The sequence below is a fragment of the Cellulomonas sp. 73-92 genome, assembly GCF_001898175.1.
Classification (GTDB): domain Bacteria; phylum Actinomycetota; class Actinomycetes; order Actinomycetales; family Cellulomonadaceae; genus Cellulomonas.
Genome location: NZ_MKTH01000006.1, coordinates 130824 through 150395, shown reverse-complemented (window position 1 = coordinate 150395; position 19572 = coordinate 130824). Strand labels below are relative to the sequence as shown.

The following is a 19572-nucleotide window of genomic DNA, read 5'->3' as shown; positions in this document are numbered from 1 at the left end:
GGCTGTCGTTGACGTTGATGTTGCCGGGCGGCACGAGCCCGTTCTTGACGGCGTCGACCATCCACTGGGCGGCCTTGTAGCCGGGGGAGCTCGGGTCGGTGAACTGCGGCTTGCCCTTCGCGTCGAGGACGGTGCCGCCGAACGCCTGGGTGGTCTCGTACCAGTAGGTCGACAGCCCCTCGGCCGCGGCGAACGGGATGTTGAGCGGGTACTGCACCACGCCCTTGTCCTTGATCTGCTTCAGGTCGTTCGTGTACTCGTCGATGGTGGTCGGCATCGTCGTGATCCCGGCCTTGGCGAACAGCTCGGTGTTGACGGTGGTGACCATGTACGACGAGTCGTACGGCACGCCGACGATGTGGCCGTCGAGCGTGAACGACGCGAGCTGCGGCATGTCGGACTTGAGGCTGTTGGCGTCGAGGTAGGTCTCGAGCGGCAGGAACCAGCCGAGCTTGCCCAGCTGGCCCACGCGCGACCAGTCGACGTTCGTCACGTCGGCGAAGTACGTGTTCGCGGTGGCGGCGGCGGAGATCTTGGTCTGCAGGCTGTCCCAGTCGGAGGACGACCACGTCACCTTGATCCCGGTGGCCTTGGTGAACGCGTCGAGGTCTGCCTGTGGGGGCGGGTCGGTCGGCAGCGCGACCGTGATGGTGACGCCGGAGGTCTGCGTCGACCCCCCGGTCGCGGCCGGCGTCCCGCCACCGCCGCTGCTGCACGCCGCCGTGAGAAGTGCGACGGCGGTGAGCCCGGCGGCTCCCTGCCACGCCGCCCGTGATCGCCTTGTCGTCATGGTCCTCGGCCCTCCCTTGGGTCCGGTCCACACGCGTCCCTCGGACGCGGTGTGATCATTTGCGCAGGTGTGCGCTCGACTGCGACGTGATTCTGCGCACTTCACGCAGGACGCTAGATCCAGGACCGGCCGAACGTCAACGCGCGCGGACAAGATGCGCGAAAGTCGGAAGCACGGCGCTCAATTGCGCAATCGGACTGCGTGTTCTAGCATCCGGCTGTGCGGAAGACCGATCGGATGACAGCGATCCTCAAGCGTGCGGCCGAGACCGGGAGCGTCGACGTCGCGGACCTGGCCTCGTTCCTCGGGGTGTCCGGGGCGACGATCCGGCGCGACCTGCAGACCCTGGCGGCCCAGCACCTGCTGGTCCGCACCCACGGCGGCGCGGTCGTCGGGGACACCGGCCAGGAGCTGTCCGTGCTGGTGAAGTCGACGCGCAACCAGGACGAGAAGCGCCGCATCGGGCGGGCCGCGGCCGCGCTGGTGCAGGACGGCGCCGTCGTCGGCCTCACCGGGGGCACCACGGCGACCGAGCTGGCGCGCGCGCTGGCGGACCGGCGCGGCATCACCGTCGTGACCAACGCCATCAATATCGCCGCTGAACTGGCCATTCGTCCGCAGATCACGCTCGTCGTCATCGGTGGCGTCGCGCGGCCCAGCTACGAGATGGTCGGGCCGGCGGCCGAGATGATGCTCGACAACTACCACCTGGACATCGCCTTCATCGGGGTGGACGGCCTCTCGGCGCAGGAGGGGTGCACCACGTACCACGAGATGGAGGCGCAGACGGATCGGAACTTCCTCGAGCGCGCCCGCCGCAGCGTGGTCATCGCCGACAGCTCGAAGATCGGCCACGTCACCTTCGCCCGGATCGTGCCCCTGGCCCGGGTCGACGACATCGTCACCGACACGGGCGCCGACCCGCAGCAGCTGCGTGAGCTCGCCGAGAGCGGCGTCCGGATCCACGCGGTCTAGCCTCCGCTCACCCGGACTGATCAGTTCTGCGCGGATCTTGCAAAACTGCGCGACCTGGTGCAGGGTCGTCCCCCGTGACCACCATCGCGTTCCTGGGTGCCGGCAGCGTCGTCTTCACCCGCGACCTGCTCGCCGACCTGCTGGCCTTCGACGACCTGCCCGATCTGCGGATCAGGCTCCACGACATCGACCCCGACCGCCTCGCCACCGCCGAGGGCATCGCGCGCGCCACGGCCGCGCGGCGCGGCGCGGCGCCGGTCATCACCTCCCACCTCGACCGGCGCGAGGCGCTGCAGGGTGCGGACTTCGTCATCAACTCGATCCAGGTCGGCGGCTACGCGTCGACGGTGGTCGACTTCGAGGTGCCGGCACGGTTCGGGCTGCGCCAGACCATCGCGGACACCGTCGGCATCGGCGGCATCTTCCGCGCCCTGCGCACCTTCCCGGTGCTCGCCGCCATCGCGCGGGACGTGCTGGACGTCTGCCCGGACGCGTGGTTCCTCAACTACACCAACCCGATGGCGATGAACATCGCCTACCTGCACGCCGTGGCGCCCGCCCTCAAGGCCGTCGGGCTGTGCCACTCCGTCTACTGGACGGTCCGCGGCCTCGCCGAGCTCGTCGGGGTGCCCTTCGACGAGGTGACGTACCGCTCCTTCGGCGTCAACCACCAGGCGTGGATCCTGCGCCTCGAGCACGACGGCGTCGACCTCTACCCGCGCCTGGACGAGCGGATCGCGCAGGACGAGCAGCAGCGCCGCCGGGTGCGCGTCGACATGTACCGGCGGCTCGGCTACTTCCCGACGGAGTCGAGCGAGCACTCCGCCGAGTACCTGCCCTGGTACATGCACTCGGACGCCGAGATCGAGCGCCTGCGCATCCCCGTCGGCGACTACCTGGGCATCTCGCGGGAGAACGTGGCCGAGTACGAGCAGACGCGGGACAAGCTGCTGGCCGGCGAGGACATCGGCGAGCGCGAGCACGAGGCGCAGGAGTACGCGCCGCAGATCGTCCACAGCATCGTCACCGGGACGCCGCGCACGATCGTCGTCAACGTGCCGAACGCCGGCCTCATCGACGGGATGCCGGCGGGCTTCACCGCCGAGGTGCCCGCCACCGTCGACGGCGCGGGCATCCACCCCACGGCGATGGGGGCGCTGCCGCCGCAGCTCGCCGCCGTCAACGCCGCCTACATCGGCACCGGGACGCTGACCGTCGCCGCCGCCGTCCAGGGGGACCCGCGGCTGCTGCGGCAGGCCGCGATGGTCGACGCCAACACGTCGGCCAGCCTGACCGTCGAGCAGATCTGGGACCTGTGCAACGCCATGGTCGAGGCCCACGGCGACCTGCTACCCGAGCCCCTGCGGGTCCAGGTCACCCTGTAGCGGGGACGTGCCCGGCGTGTCGGCGACGGCGCGCCGGGCACGCCCTCGACGCTGAGCCCTCGGGAGGTGACCGTGACGGCGCGGCTGCTGTGCATCGGCGAGATCCTCGTCGAGATGGTCGCCGACGAGGTGGACCAGTCGAACCTCGCCCCGGGAGGCTGGCGCGGCCCGTACCCCTCGGGGGCGCCGGCGATCCTGGCCGACCAGGCGGCGCTGTGCGGTGCCGAGGTGTCGCTCGTCGGGAGCGTCGGCGCCGACGACTTCGGCGCGGCCTGCCTGGCTCGGCTGCGTGCGAGCGGTGTCGGCCTCGACCGGGTGCGGGTCGACGAGACCGGGACGACGGGTGTCGCGTTCGTCAGCTATCGCAGCTCGGGGGAGCGCTCGTTCGTCTTCCACCTGCCGGAAACGGCGTCGGGCCGGTTCCGCCTGACGGAGCCGGAGGCGGCGCTCGGCGGCGTGGACTGCGTCCACCTCATGGGCAGCAGCGCGTTCAGCCCGGCGGCGGTCGAGGCCCTGCTCGAGGTGGACGCCGCCGCCGCCGCGCTCGGCGTCCGCACCTCGTTCGACCCCAACCTCCGCCCCGAGATGCTGAATCGGCCGGAGTACGTCGCGGCGCTGCGCCGCATCCTCGGGCGCGCGTGGCTGGTCCTGGCCAGCGAGGGCGAGCTGCCGGCGCTCCTCGGCGACGGGACGGACGCGCGGTGCGCGGCCCGGCTCCTGGCCGGCGGCGCCGAGCTGGTCGTCGTCAAGCGCGGCGCGGCGGGTGCGAGCCTCTTCCGGCGCGGGGCCGACGAGGTGCGCGTGCCGGGTCTGGCGGTCGACGAGGTCGACCCGACCGGTGCCGGCGACTGCTTCGGCGGCACGTTCCTCGCGCTGCACCTGGGGGGCATGGACGCGGCGGAGGCCCTGCGCTACGCGAACGTCGCGGGCGCGATGGCGGTCACCCGGCGGGGGCCGATGTCGGGCAACCGGACGTTCGCGGAGCTGCAGGCCGTCGAGCGGTCGCTGACGCCCGCCTGACGGGCGCCGGCGACCGCTGGGTCTCAGAACGGCACGCCCTGCCCGGTCTCGATGAACTCCCGCAGGCTGCGGCCGGCGACGTGCTCCCACCCGGCCGAGCACTGGTCGTAGCACTCGCGTTCCGGCACCAGCCCGTGGTGGACCAGCGTCACGCGGCTCCCGTCGCCGTCCGGCGCGACGTCGAACGCGATCCGGGTCCCGGTCCACGGCTCGGGCTCGTCGACGAAGGACAGCCGGCTGGACGTCACGTCCCACACCACGCGCTCGCCCGGGACGATCTCGGCGACGCGCTGCACGCTCGTGTGCATGTCGGCGTAGCGGTAGGTGAACTCGGCGTCGGGCCGGTCGGCGGTGCCCGTGATCTCCCCGTCCCACCAGCCGCGAGGGTCGCTGATCGCCGCGACGACGTCGGCCGGCGGCTTCGAGACGACGAACGTCGTGGTGAAGTCCGCCGGCGGCAGCAGCGCGGCGTTGGCGCGCTCGAGGGTCTTGACGACGCCCGAGTCCCAGCCGGCCGCGAGCGTGGCCGACACCGGGTCCGGGAAGATCTCGTCGTCGCCGCGCAGCACACCCTCGACGATCGCGGCGGCGACGGTCTCGGGCGCCGCCGAGGGGATCCCGAGGCCGCGCGACATGTCGGTGTCGATGGGGCCGGCCACCGCGAGGTGCACCCGGATGCCGTGGCGCCCCAGGAGGGCCCGCTGCGACTGGGTGAGCGACATCGCCGCCGCCTTCGAGATCGAGTACGACGGCATGACGGGCAGGGACGCCAGCGCGGCGACCGAGCCGACGTTGAGCACCCGGCCGCGCGACGCGCTCAGCGCCGGGACCAGGTGGTTCGTCAGCGCGAGCGGGCCCAGCACGTTGACCTGCAGGTGCTCGAGCACGAGGGGCACGTCCGTCAGGTCGTCGCCCACGGCGCCGATGCCCGCGTTGTTGACGAGCAGGTCGAGGTCCTTCACCGCACGGGCCGCGGCCTCGATGCTCACGAGGTCGCGCAGGTCGAGGACCAGCGGGACGACCCGGTCGTCGGGGTGGGCCAGGCGGGTGCGGGCCGCGGCGTAGACGCGGGCCGCGCCGCGGCGGAGGACCTCCTCCAGCAGCGCGCGCCCGAGCCCGCGGTTGGCCCCGGTGACGAGGACGGTGCTGCCGTCGAGGGTGTGGTCGATGCTCATGGTGTCGCTCCTTCGTCGTGCTCGAGCTGGTCGATCCGGGTAGACACGGACGACGGCGGAAACTGGTCGCGACCAGTCCGGGGCGTTCTCGGTGTCGGTACGGGCATGAGCGACGAAGGGACCGGGATGGACGACGACCTGGTGGTGCCGGCGCGGCAGGGGGACCGGGAGGCGTTCCGGGCGCTGGTGGACCCCCACCGGGCCGAGCTGCAGGCGCACTGCTACCGCATGCTCGGCTCGCTGCAGGACGCGGAGGACGCCGTGCAGGAGACGCTGCTCAAGGCGTGGCTCGCGCTGCCGGGCTTCGAGGGGCGCTCCTCGGTGCGGACGTGGCTGTACCGCATCGCCACCAACCAGTGCCTCAACCAGCTGCGGTCCGCGAAGCGCCGACCGGCGGGCGCCGATCCCGCCCCGGCCGCGCCGCCGACCGGCCAGGACGCGGTCCGCTGGCTCCAGCCGTACCCCGACGAGGCGCTCGCCGAGATCGCGGACGACGTCCCGGGACCGGAGGCCCGCTACGAGTCCCGCGAGGCGATCTCGCTCGCGTTCGTCCGGGCCCTCCAGCTGCTGCCGCCGGCTCAGCGTGCGGCGCTGCTCCTGCGCGACGTGCTCGGCTACCCCGCGGCCGAGGCGGCGCAGCTGCTCGACGTGACCGTCGACTCGCTCAACGGCTCGCTCAAGCGAGCGCGGGCCGCGCTCGCGGGCACCGGCACGCCGGCCGCCGGGGAGCCGGACCCGGAGCTGCTCGAGCGCTTCGTCGCCGCGTTCACGGCCGGCGCGGTCGACGAGCTCGTCGCGCTCATGACCGACGACGTCTGGGTGCGGATGCCGCCGCTGCCGTTCGAGTACCACGGTCCGCGAGCGGCGGCCGGCTTCTTCGCCGCGATGTCGGCGCACCGGCGCACCATCGAGCGGATGGTGCCCGTCGGAGCGAACCGCCAGCCGGCCTGGGGCGAGTACGTCCGCGACCCGGTCGCCGGCGGCCTGCACCTCGTCGGGGTGCTCGTCGTGCGCGTCCGCGACGGCCTCGTCGACGAGGTGACGCACTTCGAGCCCGCGACGGCCGCCGCCCTGGGCCTGCCGAGGACGCTCGACTGAGGCGCCCTCGGCGGCCGAGGTTCGGCGAGCCGACGGGTCGTCACCCGGCCGGGGGTGTCACCAGAGCGTGTAGCCGCCGTCGACGACGAGCACCTCGCCGGTCACGAAGGACGCCGCTGGAGAGGCGAGGTACAGCACGCCCGGTGAGATCTCCGACGCCTGCGCGTATCGCTGCATGGGGACCTCGTCGATCCAGTAGTGGCGGTACTCCGGCTTGTCGATGTCGGCGATCTCGGTCTTCGTGTAGCCCGGGGCGATGGCGTTGACGCGGACGCCGTGCGGCGCCCACTCGGCCGCCAGCGACTTCGTCAGGTGGTGGACGCCGGCCTTCGACACCGCGTACGGGGCATGCCACTGCGGACGGTTGACGATGTAGCCGGACATCGACCCGACGTTGACGATCGCGCCGCTTCGGCGGGCGACCATCTGCTCGCCGAACACCTGGCACGAGCGCCAGACGGCGTCCAGGTTCGTCGCGAGCACGCCGCGCCAGGAGTCGTCGTCGAGCGTCAGGGAGGCGCCGTGGATGCCGATGCCGGCGTTGTTGACGAGGACGTCGACGGGGCCGAGGTCGCGGCTGACGGCCTCCCGCAGCGCGATCAGGTCGCTCCTGGACGTGACGTCCGCGTGGAACGGCGCCGCCTTGCCGCCGCGGTCCCGGATCTCGGCCGCAGCCGCGGCACTGCGCTCGTCGTCGCGCGCGGCGATCGCCACCGTGGCCCCGGCCTCGGCCAGGGCGGCGGCGATCGCCTTGCCGATGCCGCGGTTCGCCCCTGTGACGACGGCCACCTTCCCGTCGAGGCGGAAGCTGTCGAGCACGCTCATGCGATCTCCTCCTGAGATGGGTCCGAGCCGGCCAGTCCGTCGGTCAGCCGCACGACCCGGTCGGCCTTGGGTCGTGTCGAGTCGATGAGCTCGGCGTTGCGCTGGTCACTGCCGTAGGAGCGTTCGATCGCCTGCTCCTCGGTGCGCCCGAACCGTTGGTGGCGCGCGATCAGCCGTCCCATCCGCACTGCGTCGCCGGGGTCGACGAACCAGACCTCGTCGACGAGCGAGCGCACGGCGTGCCACGGATCGGCGTCGACCAGGAGGTAGTTGCCCTCGGTGACGATCAGGCGCACGTCGTGGGGGACCGGGATCCAGCCTGCGATCGCCGCCTCGAGGTCACGGTCGAAGTGCGGGGCGTACACCAGGTGCTCGTCCGGGTCCCGGAGCCGCTGCAACAGATTGACGTAGCCGGCCCCATCGAACGTGTCGAGCGCCCCCTTGCGCTCCCACCGCCCGAGCCGTCGCAGCTCGGGGTCCGCGAGATGGAAGCCGTCGAGCGGCACCAGGCGCGCATCGTCACCCACGTGCGCGACGATGCGCTCGGCCAGGGTCGACTTGCCGGACCCTGGTGCTCCCGTGATGCCGAGGATGCGCCGGGTGCCGCCGGTCGCCAACGCCTCGGCCCGCGCCGCCAGCTCGTCGAACGAGGCCTCGATCGCTTCAACGCTCGCCATGATCCGTGCCCTTCGGGCTCGAGGCGTCCTCGTCCGGTGTCGAGACCTGCACCTGGGGCACGTCGGCGGGGGAGCGGGCCCCCGTCATGACCGCGACGGCGTCGTCCATCGTCACGTCGCCCGTGTTCACCAGCGCGACACGCCTGCCGAGGCGATGGATGTGGATCCGGTCCGCGACCTGGAACACGTTGGGCATGTCGTGACTGATGAGGACCACCGGCAGGCCTCGGTCACGCACACGCAAGATCAGGTCCAGGACCTGGTGCGTCTCCCGCACCCCCAGCGCGGCCGTCGGCTCGTCCATGACGACGAGCCGCGTAGCCCACGCCGCGACACGGGCGACGGCGACGGCCTGGCGCTGGCCGCCGGACAGCGTCTCGACCCGTTGCCGGATGGACTGGATCCGGATCCCGAGGTCCGCCATGTGCTCCGCGGAGGCGCGTCGCATCGCGGGCTTGTCCAGCTGTCGGAAGAGGGATCCCCTCAGCCCGGGGCGGCGTTGCTCGCGACCGAGGAAGAGGTTCTGCGACACCTCGAGAGCTGGTGCCACGCCCAGCTCCTGGTAGACCGTCTCGATACCGGCCCGGCGGGCCTCGAGAGGGTTGCGGAAACTAACCGGCTCCCCGTTGAGGTGAATGACCCCAGTGTCGGGGACCAGCGCTCCGGTGAGGGCCTTGATGAGGGTCGACTTGCCGGCACCGTTGTCGCCGATGACGCCGAGGATCTCGCCAGCGCGAAGGTCGAAGTCGCAGTCCGCCATCGCCACCACGTGCCCGTAGCGCTTGCTGAGCCCGCGGGCCTGAAGCACGGTCTGAGTCGTCATCGTGACTGCCTCGTTCGCGTCAGTCGGTCCACGGCCACGGCCAGCACGACGAGCACACCCGTCGCCACCTGCTGGTAGAGCGAGTCGATGCCCGCGTGCGTCAGCCCGTTCTGCAGGACGGTAACGATGAGGGTGCCGACGAGGGTGCCGGTCACGCCGCCGCGTCCGCCGAACAGGCTCGTGCCTCCGATGACGACGGCGGTGATGCTGTCCAGGTTGGCGGTCGGGTACCCAGCGGGGTCGGCCGTCGGCGTCCGGCCGAGGGCCTGCCATGCGGCGATCGCGTAGATGAGGCCTGCCACGACGTACACGCCGAACAGCACGCGCTTCACGTTGATGCCGACCAGCTCGGCGGCATGCGGGTTGTCGCCGACGGTGTAGATACGGGTGCCCCACTTGGTCTGGGTCAGGGCGTAGGCCATGAGGACGGTCAGGCCGATCCAGGCCATCGCCCCGTACGTGATCGTCACGCCTCCGACCCGGGGCCCGTGGTTGAGCGCCGTGAGCAGTGTCGACTTGATCGGGTAGCTCGCCGAGTCTGTGAACAGCCGCGCCCCCGCGGTCAGCGCCGTCAGGACGCCGAGCGTGACGATGAACGGCGGGAGCGACGCGAGCGAGACGAGCGAGCCGTTCACGGCTCCCAGCAGGACGGTGACGACGACGCCGGCGAGCAGCGCCAACCACACGTTGCCGCTCACCGCGATCCGGCCGATGACGACCGAACCCATGACCATGATCGCCGCGCACGCGAGGTCGATGCCGGCGGTGAGGACGACCAGCGTCTGACCGATGGCGAGCGTCCCCACGACGACCGACTGCTGGACGACGAGGGCGAGGTTGGCACCGCTGAAGAAGTTCTCGGTCGTCGTCGAGAAGATGACGACCGCCAGGATCAGCGCAGCGAGCGGCCCCGTGACTTGGCCCGTCAGCGCGACGCGCCACCACGAACTGCTGCCGACCCCGGTGTCGAGGTCGGCAGCAGCCACCCGTGCGGTGGCAGGGGTCACTTCTGGCCCCAGCAGTGGGCCAGGCCCCAGGTGGAGTCCTGGGACGCCAGTCCGCTCACGGCGTGATCGGTGATCAGCTCGGTGCCGGAGTCGGTGACTCCCGACGGAGGCCGGGTCCCGTCCTTGAGGAACGTTGCGATCGCCTCGACGGCCTTGGAGCCCATCCGGTCGGGGAACTGCATGGCCGTCGCGCCGATGATGCCGTCCTTCACGTCCTGCACGCCGGAGCAGGCGCCGTCGACGGAGACGATGGTGACGCCGGACTTGCCGGCGGCCTGGATCGCCGTGCTCGCGCCGTGCGCGGCGGGCTCGTTGATCGTGTACACCAGGTTGATCCCCGGGTGCGCCGACAGCAGGTTCTCCATGGCCGACTGGCCGGTGTCGATGGTGCCCTTCGTGAGTGCCTCACCGGCGACCTGCGAGGCGTTCTCCGCGATGCCGTAGCCCGCGAGGAAGCCGTCGTGCCGACCCTTGGCGGGGCCATCGGACAGGTCGAAGTCGAGCAGGGCGATGCTGGCGTCGGCCGGTCCGGCGGCCTTGGCCCACTGACCGATCAGCTTGCCGGCCTGGACGTTGTCCGTCGCGTAGGTGGCGTCCGCGGTGTCGATCGGGTCCAGCGTGCCGTTGACGGTGATGACGAGGATCCCCGCGTCCCGCGCCTTCTTGACGGCGTCGTTGAGCGCCGTGGCGCTCGCCGGGGTCAGGACGATCGCCTTGACCTTGCTGGTGATCATGTTCTCGATCGCGGTGACCTGCGTCGCGGAGTCGCCGGGCTGCTTGGCGGCCGCCGTCATGACCTTCCAGCCGAGCGCCTTGGCGGCGTCCTCGGTGCCCTTGCCGAGCGTGCTGAAGAACGGGTTGTCGAGGTTCAGGTTGACGATCCCGATGGTGACGTCGCCGGCCGCACCACCGTTGGTGGACGACGATCCGCCGGGTGTCGAGCTGCTGCTGCACGCAGCCGCCGTGAGCATGAGCGCCGCCGCCGCGGCCGTTGCCAGGGCGACGCGGCCCCGTGGAACGAACTTCATCGTTGCCTCCTGAGCTGCCGGGGCACGGGATGCGCATCGTCGCGCCCTCCCACTGCCAACATTGACGATCGTGGTCTGCGGATATGTTGACTGTCAATCACTAGTCGCGGTTATATGCGTGATGATCGACGAAAGGACACCGATGAACGACGCCGATGCACCGTCGCTTCCGGTCTGGCGCCCCCAGGACGGCCCAGGCGCCGTGCTGCAGCTCATCGCGTCCGGCCGCGCGGTGACCAGGGGTGCGATCGCGGAGGCCCTCGGCCTGTCCCGGTCGACTGTGCTCGACCGGCTCGGGCTCCTCATCGGCGCCGGCCTGGTCCGCGAGACCGAAGAGGTCGTCTCCGGTCGCGGGCGGCCGTCCCAGGTGCTCCGGCTCGACACCAAGGAACGGCTGATCATCGCCGTCGACATCGGGGAGGAGCGCACGCGGGTCGCCGTCACCGACCTGGGCGCCGAGATCCGCGGCGAGCGGGTCGAGCGGCTCGAGCTCAGCGACGGTCCCGAGGCGCTGCTGAGCAGGGTGAGCGCGATCGCCCGGGAGGTCCTCGCGGACGAGGGCCTCAGCGCGGACAAGGTTGTCGGGCTGGGCCTGGGGCTTCCCGCGCCCGTCGACTACGAGGCCGGTCAGGTCCAGGGGTGGTCGATCATGTCCGGCTGGGACGGCTTCGACATCCGCTCGGCCCTGGGGCGCGACTGGCCCGTGCCGGTGGTCATCGACAACGACGTCAACCTGCTGACGCTGGCCGAGCAGCGCACGCACTGGCCCGACGAGCGCCACCTCCTGTACATCAAGGCCGGCACGGGCGTCGGCAGCGGCATGGTCGTGGGTGGGGCGATCCACCGCGGCGCCCAGGGCGCGGCCGGGGACATCGGGCACGCGCACATCAGCGGCTACCACGACCCGCTGTGCCGGTGCGGGAACCGGGGCTGCCTCGAGGCCCTCGTCGGGGGCTGGGCGCTGGCTGAGGCGCTCCGGGCGGACCGCCCGGGCCTGCGCAGCGCCCGCGACGTCGCGGGCCTCGTCAAGCGGGGCGACAGCGACGCCGTCGCCCTGCTGCGCACCGCGGGCCGCATCCTCGGCGAGGCGGCCGCCTTCGCCACGAGCATGCTGAACCCGAGCGTCATCGTGCTCGGCGGGGCCCTGAGCGCGGCCGGCGACCACCTCATCGCGGGCGTCCGGGAGGTGATCTACCAGCGGGCCCTGCCGCTGGCGACTCGGCAGCTGCGGATCGTCCCGACACACTTCCGGTCTCGCGCGGGCATCGCCGGGGCGAGCCTCCTCGTGCGCGACCACGTGCTGGACCCGGCCGCGATCGACGCACGGCTGGCGGGCGCGCCGCGGCCGTGATCGCCGTCGTCGCGCCGGTGGCCGGGCACCGCGATCGCCGAGGCCGCCCCTACGGGTGGACCTGGACGATGGTGTTCCGCGGCGTTGTTGGGTCGAGCGGATCGGACCGACGACGTTCACGAGCGTCCGTCAGCGGGGCGCCGCTATCCCGAAGATCCGCCTGACCTCCGCGATGCGATCGGTGGAGAGCCCGCGCTCCCCACCGATCGCCCGGACGATCGTCGTCAGCTGGGCCGTGTACTCCAGCCGCTCCATCGCCAGGTACGCCATCATGAGGTCAGGTCCCCAGGTCAGCGCGCCGTGGTGCTCGAGGAGGCAGGCCGTGTGCGTGCCGACGAACGGAGCCACCGAGTCCGGCACCTCGTGCGTCGACGGCGTCGCGTACGGGGCGAGGGGCACCTCCGGCATGGCCACGACGCTCTCCGGCATCATGAGCCCGACGAGCGGCTCGCCCTTGATCGCGAACGCCGTGGCGTGGACGGGGTGCGCGTGCACGACCGCCCCGACCGCCGGATCCTCGGCGTAGACGCGCAGGTGCATGCGCACCTCGGTCGACGGCCGTCGGCTCCCGCGGACCACCGCGCCGTCCCGCCCGACGACGGTGAGCATCTCGGGGGTGAGGAAGCCCTTGCTCACCCCGGTCGGGGTGCACAGGATCGTGCCGTCCGGCAGTCGGGCCGAGATGTTCCCGTCGTTGGCGGCCACCATCCCGCGCTGCCACAGGGCGCGGCCGATCTGACACACCTCGGCCCGCAGCCCCGCTTCGTCGCGGTCCTCGGCCATCAGTCGGTCGCCCCGCCGGACAGCTCGGCGTAGAGGTCGGCGGCCTCGGCCGGCTTGGCGTGGTCGTGCACCACCGAGCGCACCGCCTGGATCATGGCGATCGGGTTCTTGCGCTGGAAGATGTTGCGCCCCATGTCCACACCGGAGGCGCCCTGGTCCACCGCGTTGAAGGCCATGGTCAGCGCCTCGAGCACAGGCAGCTTCTTGCCGCCCGCCATGATCACCGGGACCGGGCAGGCCGCCGTGACGTGCTCGAAGTCCTCGTCGCAGTAGTAGGTCTTGACGACCTGGGCGCCGAGCTCGGCGATGATGCGCGTGGCGAGCCCGAGGTAGCGGGAGTCCCGCACCATGTCGCGACCCACGGCCGTGACGCCCACCACGGGGATGCCGACCGCGAGTCCGGCGTCGACGAGCTGCGTCATGTTGTGGACGGACTGGGTCTCGTGCTCGCCGCCGATGAACACCTGGACCGCCACGGCGGCCGCGTCGATCCGGACCGCGTCGGTGATGTCCATCGCGACCCGCTCGTCGGACAGCTCCTTGAGGACGGACGGACCGCCGGAGGCGCGCAGCACCAGCGCGTTGGGGCTCGCCGCGGGGACGACGGTGCGGACGATGCCGCGTGTCGCCATCAGCGCGTCGGCCCACGGGGCCAGCGGGACGACGTTGAGGTCGACCCGCTCGAGCCCGCGCGTCGGGCCCTGGAAGTAGCCGTGGTCGAACGCGAGCATGACGGTCCGGCCGTCCTCGCGGAAGATGCGGCCGAGGCGGTGCCGCATCCCGAAGTCGAGCTGGTCGGACCCCTTGACGGGTGAGGCGGGCACGGTCTGAGGCCGGCCGACGCCGTAGTCCTTGGCCTCAACGATGCTGTCGAGATCTGCCACTGCTGCTCCTCGGATCGAGCCGGGCTAGGCCGGCGTGTCGGTTGGGCGCTGCGGTGCCGGCTCACCCGGCACCCAGGGGACGTTGTGGGTGTCGCCGGGGCTCGCCGGCGACTTGATGAAGACGCAGCGGAAGTCCGCCGCGGTGTCGTTGACCAGGTAGTGCATCTCGCCCGGCTCGCACCGGACGACGGCGTCCGGGCCGAGGTCGACGCGCGTCGTGCCGTCGAGCCACAGCGAGGCCTGGCCCTCGATCACGACGAACGACTCGTCGCAGGCCGCGTGGTAGTGGTTGGTCATCGCCTGGCCCGGCCCCAGGCGCAGCACGCCGATGTCGCTGCTCGGGCCCTGGATGAGGTACGCCGGTCCCCAGTCGCCGTTGCGGTAGGCGGGGTCGGTCGTCGTCGCGCGGTGCATGGTTCGCCCTCCTCGGGTCAGACGACCCGCTCGTTGCCGCCGTCGATGGGAACCTGCGCCCCCGTCGTCCTGGCGAAGGTGTCGCCCGCCATCGCGGCCACGAGGCGGGCAACGTCGGCGCTGGTCACTTCGGTGTGCAGCAGGTTGCGCCGCTTGTAGTCGTCGACGCTCAGGCCGTAGTGCGCGGCCCGCGCGGCCAGCAGCTCCGGTGTCCACAGCCCGGTGTCGAACACCGCGTCGGGGTGGACCATGTTGACGCGGATGCCCTCGCCCGCCCACTCGAGCGCGGCGACCCGCGAGAGCTGGGTCACCGCGGCCTTGGACGACGAGTAGGCGGCGGCGCCGGGCCCGGGGGCCGGCACGTTCTTCGACGCGATGAGGACGACGCTGCCGCCGCCCGGGGCCAGCGCCAGGAGCGGGTGCGCGATCCCGTACAGCAGGGCGACCGCGTCGACGTTGACGCTCATCACCTTGCGCCACGTCTCCTGGGTCATGACGCCGAGGGGTGCCGCGCTCGGGAAGATGCCGGCCGCGACGACGAGGATGTCGAGGCCGCCGAAGGCGTCCACGCCGGCCCCGATGGCAGCCCTCACGGCGTCCTCGTCGGTGACGTCCACCTGGAGGCCGAGCCATGCCGGGCCCTCGAAGGCCGTGGCGACGGTGGGCGCCAGGTCCCACCCGACCACAGCCGCCCCCTGGGCGAGCAGCTGGGCGGCGCACGCCCGCCCGATGCCGGAGGCGGCGCCGGTGACGACCGCCACCTTGCCCGCCAGCGGTCCGCCCGGGGCGGACCGGAGCAGCTTCGCCTGCTGCAGCGGCCAGAACTCCAGGTCGAACACGTGCTCGGCGGCCAGCGGCTGGTAACCGCCCAGCCGCGCGGCGTCGCGCATGACGCCCATCGTGTGCCGGTAGATCGCCTCGGCGGCGGTGGCCTCTCCTGCCCTGCGGCCCGCGGCGAGCAGCCCGAGCCGCTCGTCGAGGACGATCCGTGGCGCGGCGTCGTCCGCCGCGACGTCCCAGCCGCGGCGCGCGGCGTTCTCGGCGACGTAGGCGCGGTGCGCCGCGGCGTAGGCGTCGACGTCCGTCCCGATCAGGGGGACGCGCCGGGTCCAGATGGCGTGGTCGGGGGTCGCGACGCCGTGCCGCGCAGCAGCCACGAGGTCCGGCTCGGCGACGAACGAGCGCACGTCGTCGTCGGCGGCTCGGTGGACGACGAGGGGCCGGCCCGCGGCAGCGCTCAGCCGGTGGCGCAGCGTGGCGACCTCCACCGGGTCGACCGCGGCGGCGGGCGGCGCGGGCCGCCACGACGGAGACGCCGCCGCCGCGATCGCGGCGTCCGCGGTCGCGATGAGCGCGGTGTGGCGGTCGAGCGCCTCCTGCGGCGTCGCGCCCAGCGCGAAGATGCCGTGGTCCAGGACGACGATGCCCTCGGTCGCGTCGTGGGCCTGCTCCCGCCACGCGGCCGCGCACGCCGCCGCGAGCGCCGGCCCGGGCTGGGCGTAGTCGACGACGACCACCCGGTCGCCGTAGACCTCGCGGACCAGCGCGCCGCCCCCCGGGGCATGGGTGAGGGTCAGGACGGCGTCCGCGTGCGAGTGCAGCACGCAGGCGTGGGGGACGAGAGCGTGGACCAGGCACTCGACCGAGGGGTCGGGTGCCGCCGCGTCCACGGAGGCGCAGCGCAGCTCGTTGGCCAGGCCGGCGTCGTCGAGGGCGTCGAGCGCCTCGAGCAGCTCCCGGAGCCGCTCGAGGCGCAGCGGGGTGAACCCGTCGCGCTCGATGACCGCCATGTCGTGACCGCTGCCCTTGACGAGGAGCAGGGGGACGGCTCGGCCGGTGACGTCGGTCCGCTCGACCTTGAGGGACGAGTTGCCGCCGCCGTGCAGGACCAAGCGCGGGTCACGCCCCACCTGACGCGAGACGGCGACGAGGTCCTCCACGAGCGCGCTGGTGGCGTCGTCACCACTGGGAAGCATCGTTGACCTCTCTAACAACGGTCGAGCAGTTGTCGGACAACCTACCAGGCTGTGCCCAGACAACCAAGTGCCTCGTCGTCCCCGGCGCAGGCGTGGCAGCGAGGGCCGCGCGGGCAGCCGGCGCGCAGCGACCCTGGCGGTCAGGGGGTCAGGAGGCGGTGGGCACCGGGCGGTCAGGTGAGCGCTTCGTCGACCGGACCACGGGCCACGCGGCCGCCGTGAGGGTGTCAGTCGTGGCGCACGATGGTGAAGGAGTACCGGCCCTCGATGAAGTAGGTGCGCGAGTAGAGCAGCAGCCGGTCCGCCTTGTCGTAGTGCCGCTGCACGAGGAGGACGAAGAGGTTGTGGGTCGCGGCCTCGCTGCCCCACCCGACGTGGTTGGACGTCACCGCGTGCACGTCGCCGAGCGCGTGGTCGGGGGTGACCCCGAGCCGCTTGCGGAAGAAGCCGAAGATCGACCCCTCCAGCTCGGCAGGGTCGAAGCCCGGCGGGAAGATGTCGAACGGCATGAGGTCGTAGGAGTACGCCACCACCTCGCCGTCTGCGAGGATCGTGCGCCTGACCTCGAGCGCGACCGTGTCGCCCGGCACGCCCATCGTGGCCGCCTCCTCGGGGAGCACGGGTCGCACGATGCGGCTCACATAGGTCATCCCCGGCTCGTGCCCGGTCGCACGGATCGACTCGGTGATGGAGTCGAGCCGCTCGAGGCCGGCCCGCACGGCGGGCGGCTCCGTGACGAACGTGCCCACGCCGTGCTGCGTCCGCACCAGCCCGAGCGCCTCGAGCTCGCGCAGCGCCGCGCGCACGGTGGGACGAGAGACTCGGAACTCGGTGGACAGCTCGCTCTCGGTGGGCAGGCGGGCGCCGGGCGGGGGATCGCCGGCCGCCAGCCGGCTGCGCAGATCCTCGGAGACCCGTGAAACGAGCGTGCCGTTGCTCCCCATGCTGGGCTCTCCCCGCTCGACCGGTGGCTGGACAGGAGAAGGCTAGCGCCCGGCACCGCTCTGTTGTCACAACTCGGTCTCAGTTGATTGACATCTCTGGCGAATCGAGCCTACGGTTCCCACGCAGTTGTCGGACAACGAGGTTCGAGAGGGCGCCTGACGATGGTGGTGGCAGTGGAGTGGCTCGAGGAGCCACGGCCGATGATCCGGCTGATCGACCAGACGCGCATCCCGCACGACGAGGCGTACCTGGAGATCACGACCGTCGACGCGCTGGTCGACGCCATCGCCACCTTGGCCGTGCGCGGTGCCCCCGCGCTGGGGGCCGTCGGCGCGCTCGGCGTCGTCGTCGCGATGCTCCAGGCGAAGGACGAGGGCTGGGACGACGAGACCCTGGATGCGCAGGTGCGGCGCATCCGCGACGCCCGCCCGACAGCCGTGAACCTCGCGTGGGGCGCGGACCGTGTCCGGCCCTTCGTCGGGCAAGGCGTCGACGCGGTGCTCGCCGAGGCTCGGCGCATCGTCGAGGAGGACGGTGCCGCCAACCGGGAGCTGTCCCGGCGGGGAGCCGACTGGATCCTGGCGGCGACGGGCAAGGAGCGGGTGCGTGTCGTCACGCACTGCAACACCGGCGCCCTCGCCACGACCGCGTGGGGGACGGCCTACGGGATCATCCATGAGCTGCACCGGCGTGGCCGGCTCGGCCTCGTCTACGCCGACGAGACGCGCCCGCTGCTGCAGGGCGCCCGGCTCACCAGCTGGGAGCTGACGCAGGACGGCATCGATCACGTCGTCGAGGTGGACGGCGCCGCCTCCAGCACGATCCTGCGCGGCCTCGTCGACGTCGCGATCATCGGCGCCGACCGCATCACCGCCAACGGCGACACCGCCAACAAGGTCGGATCCGTCGCGCTGGCGCTGGCCTGCCGGCGGGCCGGCATCCCGTTCGTCGTCGCAGCACCGTCGTCCACGGTGGACCTGTCGACGGCGACGGGAGACCAGATCGTCATCGAGGAGCGCGATCCGTCCGAGGTGACGGCGTTCAGCGGGTCCCCGAGCGCGCCCGCGGGTGCGCTCGGCTTCAACCCGGCGTTCGACGTGACACCGCACGATCTCATCAGTGCGGTCGTCACGGAACGGGGCGTGGTCGAACCGGCCACAGAGCCTCATCCCCAGCTGCTCGCGCGGATCGCGGGCTGACAGACCGCGCAGCATCGACGCTGCGCCATCGAGAGGAGCACCATGAGGAACACCAAGGTCCTGATGGCGGCGATCGCCGGGGCCACCATGCTCGCTCTGGCTGCCTGCAGCCAGAGCGGCTCGACCGGCAACCCTCCCGTCGCCACGACGGGCGCCAGCGACCAGGGCACGGTGGGCACGACGACGGCCAAGGCCCCCGCGCCGTTCGACAAGCCCGGCGTGAAGGTCGCCATCGTCCAGAACAGCGGGCAGGGCGACTACTTCCAGCAGTACCTCAACGGCACCAAGAAGCAGGCCGCCGCTCTGGGCGTCGACCTCGACGTCTACGACGCCAAGGGCGACAACGCCACGCAGGCGCAGCAGCTCGAGCAGGCGATCGCCTCCGGCGTCAAGGGCATCGTCGTCCGCCACGGCTTCGCCGACACGCTGTGCCCGGGCGTCAACGAGGCCATCCAGAAGAAGATCCCGATCGTCATCTACGACGTCGAGATCCAGAAGTGCGCCCCGGACGCGGTGCAGACGCAGCAGTCCGACGCCGACATGGCGGGGCTCGTCCTCAAGCAGATGGTGAAGGACGTCGGCTCGGGCGTCGACGTCGGGTACGTCAACGTCGCCGGCATCGCGCCGCTCGACCGGCGCGACCTGGTGTGGCAGCAGTCCCTCAAGGACAACAGCTGGAAGCAGCTGTTCAAGACCGGCACGTACACCGACTCCAGCGCCACCGACACGGCGCCGATGGTCGTCGCCGCGCTCCAGGCGAACCCGGGCGTCAAGGCGATCTACGCGCCGTACGACGAGCTGTCCAAGGGCACGCTGTCCGCGCTGCAGCAGCTCGGCATCAAGGACGTGAAGGTCTACGGCGCCGACATCTCCAACGCCGACATCGAGCTCATGACGGCCGCCGGCAGCCCGTGGATGGCCACGGGTGCCACGGACCCGAACGCCATCGGTGCCGCGGTGCTGCGCACGCTGTTCCTCGACATGGCCGGCCACCTGGACAAGAAGAACGTCCAGTTCCCGCCGATCCTCATCACCCAGGACATGCTCAAGTCGAAGAACATCAAGAACATGAACGACCTGCGGGCCGCCGAGCCGTCGCTCAACATCTCCGACGTCTCCGGCGCCGACTGGATCCCGTCGGTCACGTTCTGATCCCGAACGGCCCTACCGTGGGGTGGGCGGTCGCACCGCCCACCCCACGGCCCACGACGACGACG

Annotated in this window: 19 protein-coding genes; 7 read left to right on the top strand and 12 right to left on the bottom strand. The window is 71.9% G+C overall.

What is annotated here, in order from left to right:
* A partial coding sequence (locus BGO37_RS03395; protein WP_291752277.1) for an ABC transporter substrate-binding protein occupies positions 1-790 on the bottom strand: 790 nt, incomplete at its 3' end.
* A gap of 219 nt (positions 791-1009) precedes the next feature.
* Between BGO37_RS03395 and BGO37_RS03390 the strand changes: the two genes are divergently transcribed.
* The 3 genes from BGO37_RS03390 (at position 1010) to BGO37_RS03380 (ending at position 4170) form a co-directional block, all read left to right on the top strand.
* Positions 1010-1765, top strand: coding sequence for a DeoR/GlpR family DNA-binding transcription regulator (locus tag BGO37_RS03390; RefSeq protein ID WP_291752275.1), 756 nt, complete (start codon positions 1010-1012; stop codon positions 1763-1765).
* Positions 1766-1839: 74 nt separating this feature from the next.
* Positions 1840-3150 carry an alpha-glucosidase/alpha-galactosidase gene (locus BGO37_RS03385; protein ID WP_291752273.1) on the top strand — a complete coding sequence of 437 codons (1311 nt, stop codon included), beginning with the start codon at positions 1840-1842 and terminating at the stop codon, positions 3148-3150.
* 72 nt (positions 3151-3222) lie between these two features.
* Complete coding sequence (locus BGO37_RS03380) at positions 3223-4170, top strand: sugar kinase (protein ID WP_291752270.1); 948 nt, start codon at positions 3223-3225, stop codon at positions 4168-4170.
* Between the two features lie 23 nt (positions 4171-4193).
* Here the strand turns inward: BGO37_RS03380 and BGO37_RS03375 are convergent, their stop codons facing one another.
* On the bottom strand, positions 4194-5345 hold the full coding sequence (locus BGO37_RS03375) for an SDR family NAD(P)-dependent oxidoreductase (RefSeq protein ID WP_291752268.1): 1152 nt from the start codon (positions 5343-5345) through the stop codon (positions 4194-4196).
* A gap of 105 nt (positions 5346-5450) precedes the next feature.
* On the opposite strand from BGO37_RS03375, the gene BGO37_RS03370 reads away from it, so the two are divergent.
* Positions 5451-6443, top strand: a complete 993-nt coding sequence (locus BGO37_RS03370; RefSeq protein WP_291752265.1) for an RNA polymerase subunit sigma-70 — start codon at positions 5451-5453, stop codon at positions 6441-6443.
* Positions 6444-6500: 57 nt separating this feature from the next.
* Here the strand turns inward: BGO37_RS03370 and BGO37_RS03365 are convergent, their stop codons facing one another.
* The 5 genes from BGO37_RS03365 to BGO37_RS03345 are packed head-to-tail and all read right to left on the bottom strand — an operon-like array spanning position 6501 to position 10803.
* Positions 6501-7268, bottom strand: coding sequence for an SDR family NAD(P)-dependent oxidoreductase (locus BGO37_RS03365; RefSeq protein WP_291752262.1), 768 nt, complete (start codon positions 7266-7268; stop codon positions 6501-6503).
* Positions 7265-7945, bottom strand: coding sequence for a nucleoside/nucleotide kinase family protein (locus tag BGO37_RS03360; RefSeq protein ID WP_291752260.1), 681 nt, complete (start codon positions 7943-7945; stop codon positions 7265-7267). Before BGO37_RS03360 ends, BGO37_RS03365 begins: the two co-directional genes overlap by 4 nt.
* Positions 7932-8768 (bottom strand): ATP-binding cassette domain-containing protein, encoded by an 837-nt coding sequence (locus BGO37_RS03355; RefSeq protein ID WP_291752258.1) that lies wholly within the window; start codon positions 8766-8768, stop codon positions 7932-7934. Before BGO37_RS03355 ends, BGO37_RS03360 begins: the two co-directional genes overlap by 14 nt.
* A complete protein-coding gene (locus BGO37_RS03350; protein ID WP_291752256.1) occupies positions 8765-9775 on the bottom strand; it encodes an ABC transporter permease in 1011 nt (336 codons plus the stop codon). The genes BGO37_RS03355 and BGO37_RS03350 overlap by 4 nt, the downstream gene beginning before the upstream one ends.
* Positions 9772-10803, bottom strand: a complete 1032-nt coding sequence (locus tag BGO37_RS03345) for a sugar ABC transporter substrate-binding protein (RefSeq protein ID WP_291752255.1) — start codon at positions 10801-10803, stop codon at positions 9772-9774. Before BGO37_RS03345 ends, BGO37_RS03350 begins: the two co-directional genes overlap by 4 nt.
* Positions 10804-10945: 142 nt before the next feature.
* On the opposite strand from BGO37_RS03345, the gene BGO37_RS03340 reads away from it, so the two are divergent.
* On the top strand, positions 10946-12154 hold the full coding sequence (locus tag BGO37_RS03340) for an ROK family transcriptional regulator (RefSeq protein ID WP_291752254.1): 1209 nt from the start codon (positions 10946-10948) through the stop codon (positions 12152-12154).
* A 129-nt stretch (positions 12155-12283) separates the two neighbouring features.
* Here BGO37_RS03340 and BGO37_RS03335 read toward each other — a convergent pair whose 3' ends face one another.
* From BGO37_RS03335 to BGO37_RS03315, 5 genes are all read right to left on the bottom strand, one after another.
* Entirely contained in the window at positions 12284-12937 is a 654-nt protein-coding gene (locus BGO37_RS03335) for a class II aldolase/adducin family protein (protein ID WP_291752252.1), read from the bottom strand.
* Positions 12937-13821: a 3-hydroxy-5-phosphonooxypentane-2,4-dione thiolase gene (gene lsrF, locus BGO37_RS03330; RefSeq protein ID WP_291752249.1), complete on the bottom strand. Its 885-nt coding sequence runs from the start codon at positions 13819-13821 to the stop codon at positions 12937-12939. Before lsrF ends, BGO37_RS03335 begins: the two co-directional genes overlap by 1 nt.
* Positions 13822-13845: 24 nt before the next feature.
* Complete coding sequence (locus tag BGO37_RS03325; RefSeq protein ID WP_291752246.1) at positions 13846-14235, bottom strand: cupin domain-containing protein; 390 nt, start codon at positions 14233-14235, stop codon at positions 13846-13848.
* 17 nt (positions 14236-14252) lie between these two features.
* The gene (locus BGO37_RS03320) at positions 14253-16211 is read right to left on the bottom strand and encodes a bifunctional aldolase/short-chain dehydrogenase (protein WP_291752244.1); all 1959 of its coding nucleotides are present in this window, start codon (positions 16209-16211) and stop codon (positions 14253-14255) included.
* Positions 16212-16438: 227 nt separating this feature from the next.
* Complete coding sequence (locus BGO37_RS03315; protein WP_291752241.1) at positions 16439-17155, bottom strand: GntR family transcriptional regulator; 717 nt, start codon at positions 17153-17155, stop codon at positions 16439-16441.
* A 162-nt stretch (positions 17156-17317) separates the two neighbouring features.
* On the opposite strand from BGO37_RS03315, the gene mtnA reads away from it, so the two are divergent.
* Together mtnA and BGO37_RS03305 are read left to right on the top strand one after the other, a co-directional pair.
* A complete protein-coding gene (mtnA, locus tag BGO37_RS03310; RefSeq protein ID WP_291752238.1) occupies positions 17318-18355 on the top strand; it encodes an S-methyl-5-thioribose-1-phosphate isomerase in 1038 nt (345 codons plus the stop codon).
* 42 nt (positions 18356-18397) lie between these two features.
* Positions 18398-19507 carry a substrate-binding domain-containing protein gene (locus tag BGO37_RS03305; protein WP_291752234.1) on the top strand — a complete coding sequence of 370 codons (1110 nt, stop codon included), beginning with the start codon at positions 18398-18400 and terminating at the stop codon, positions 19505-19507.
* Positions 19508-19572: the final 65 nt, after the last annotated feature.

What these genes read in the sequence shown, in the direction of transcription:
- BGO37_RS03375 (WP_291752268.1), bottom strand. Translation starts at nt 5,345, where the DNA reads ATGAGCATCGACCACACCCTCGACGGCAGCACCGTCCTCGTCACCGGG.
- BGO37_RS03340 (WP_291752254.1), top strand. Translation starts at nt 10,946, where the DNA reads ATGAACGACGCCGATGCACCGTCGCTTCCGGTCTGGCGCCCCCAGGAC.
- BGO37_RS03365 (WP_291752262.1), bottom strand. Translation starts at nt 7,268, where the DNA reads ATGAGCGTGCTCGACAGCTTCCGCCTCGACGGGAAGGTGGCCGTCGTC.
- mtnA (WP_291752238.1), top strand. Translation starts at nt 17,318, where the DNA reads ATGGTGGTGGCAGTGGAGTGGCTCGAGGAGCCACGGCCGATGATCCGG.
- BGO37_RS03315 (WP_291752241.1), bottom strand. Translation starts at nt 17,155, where the DNA reads ATGGGGAGCAACGGCACGCTCGTTTCACGGGTCTCCGAGGATCTGCGC.
- BGO37_RS03345 (WP_291752255.1), bottom strand. Translation starts at nt 10,803, where the DNA reads ATGAAGTTCGTTCCACGGGGCCGCGTCGCCCTGGCAACGGCCGCGGCG.
- BGO37_RS03335 (WP_291752252.1), bottom strand. Translation starts at nt 12,937, where the DNA reads ATGGCCGAGGACCGCGACGAAGCGGGGCTGCGGGCCGAGGTGTGTCAG.
- BGO37_RS03370 (WP_291752265.1), top strand. Translation starts at nt 5,451, where the DNA reads ATGAGCGACGAAGGGACCGGGATGGACGACGACCTGGTGGTGCCGGCG.
- BGO37_RS03355 (WP_291752258.1), bottom strand. Translation starts at nt 8,768, where the DNA reads ATGACGACTCAGACCGTGCTTCAGGCCCGCGGGCTCAGCAAGCGCTAC.
- BGO37_RS03325 (WP_291752246.1), bottom strand. Translation starts at nt 14,235, where the DNA reads ATGCACCGCGCGACGACGACCGACCCCGCCTACCGCAACGGCGACTGG.
- BGO37_RS03305 (WP_291752234.1), top strand. Translation starts at nt 18,398, where the DNA reads ATGAGGAACACCAAGGTCCTGATGGCGGCGATCGCCGGGGCCACCATG.
- BGO37_RS03360 (WP_291752260.1), bottom strand. Translation starts at nt 7,945, where the DNA reads ATGGCGAGCGTTGAAGCGATCGAGGCCTCGTTCGACGAGCTGGCGGCG.
- BGO37_RS03320 (WP_291752244.1), bottom strand. Translation starts at nt 16,211, where the DNA reads ATGCTTCCCAGTGGTGACGACGCCACCAGCGCGCTCGTGGAGGACCTC.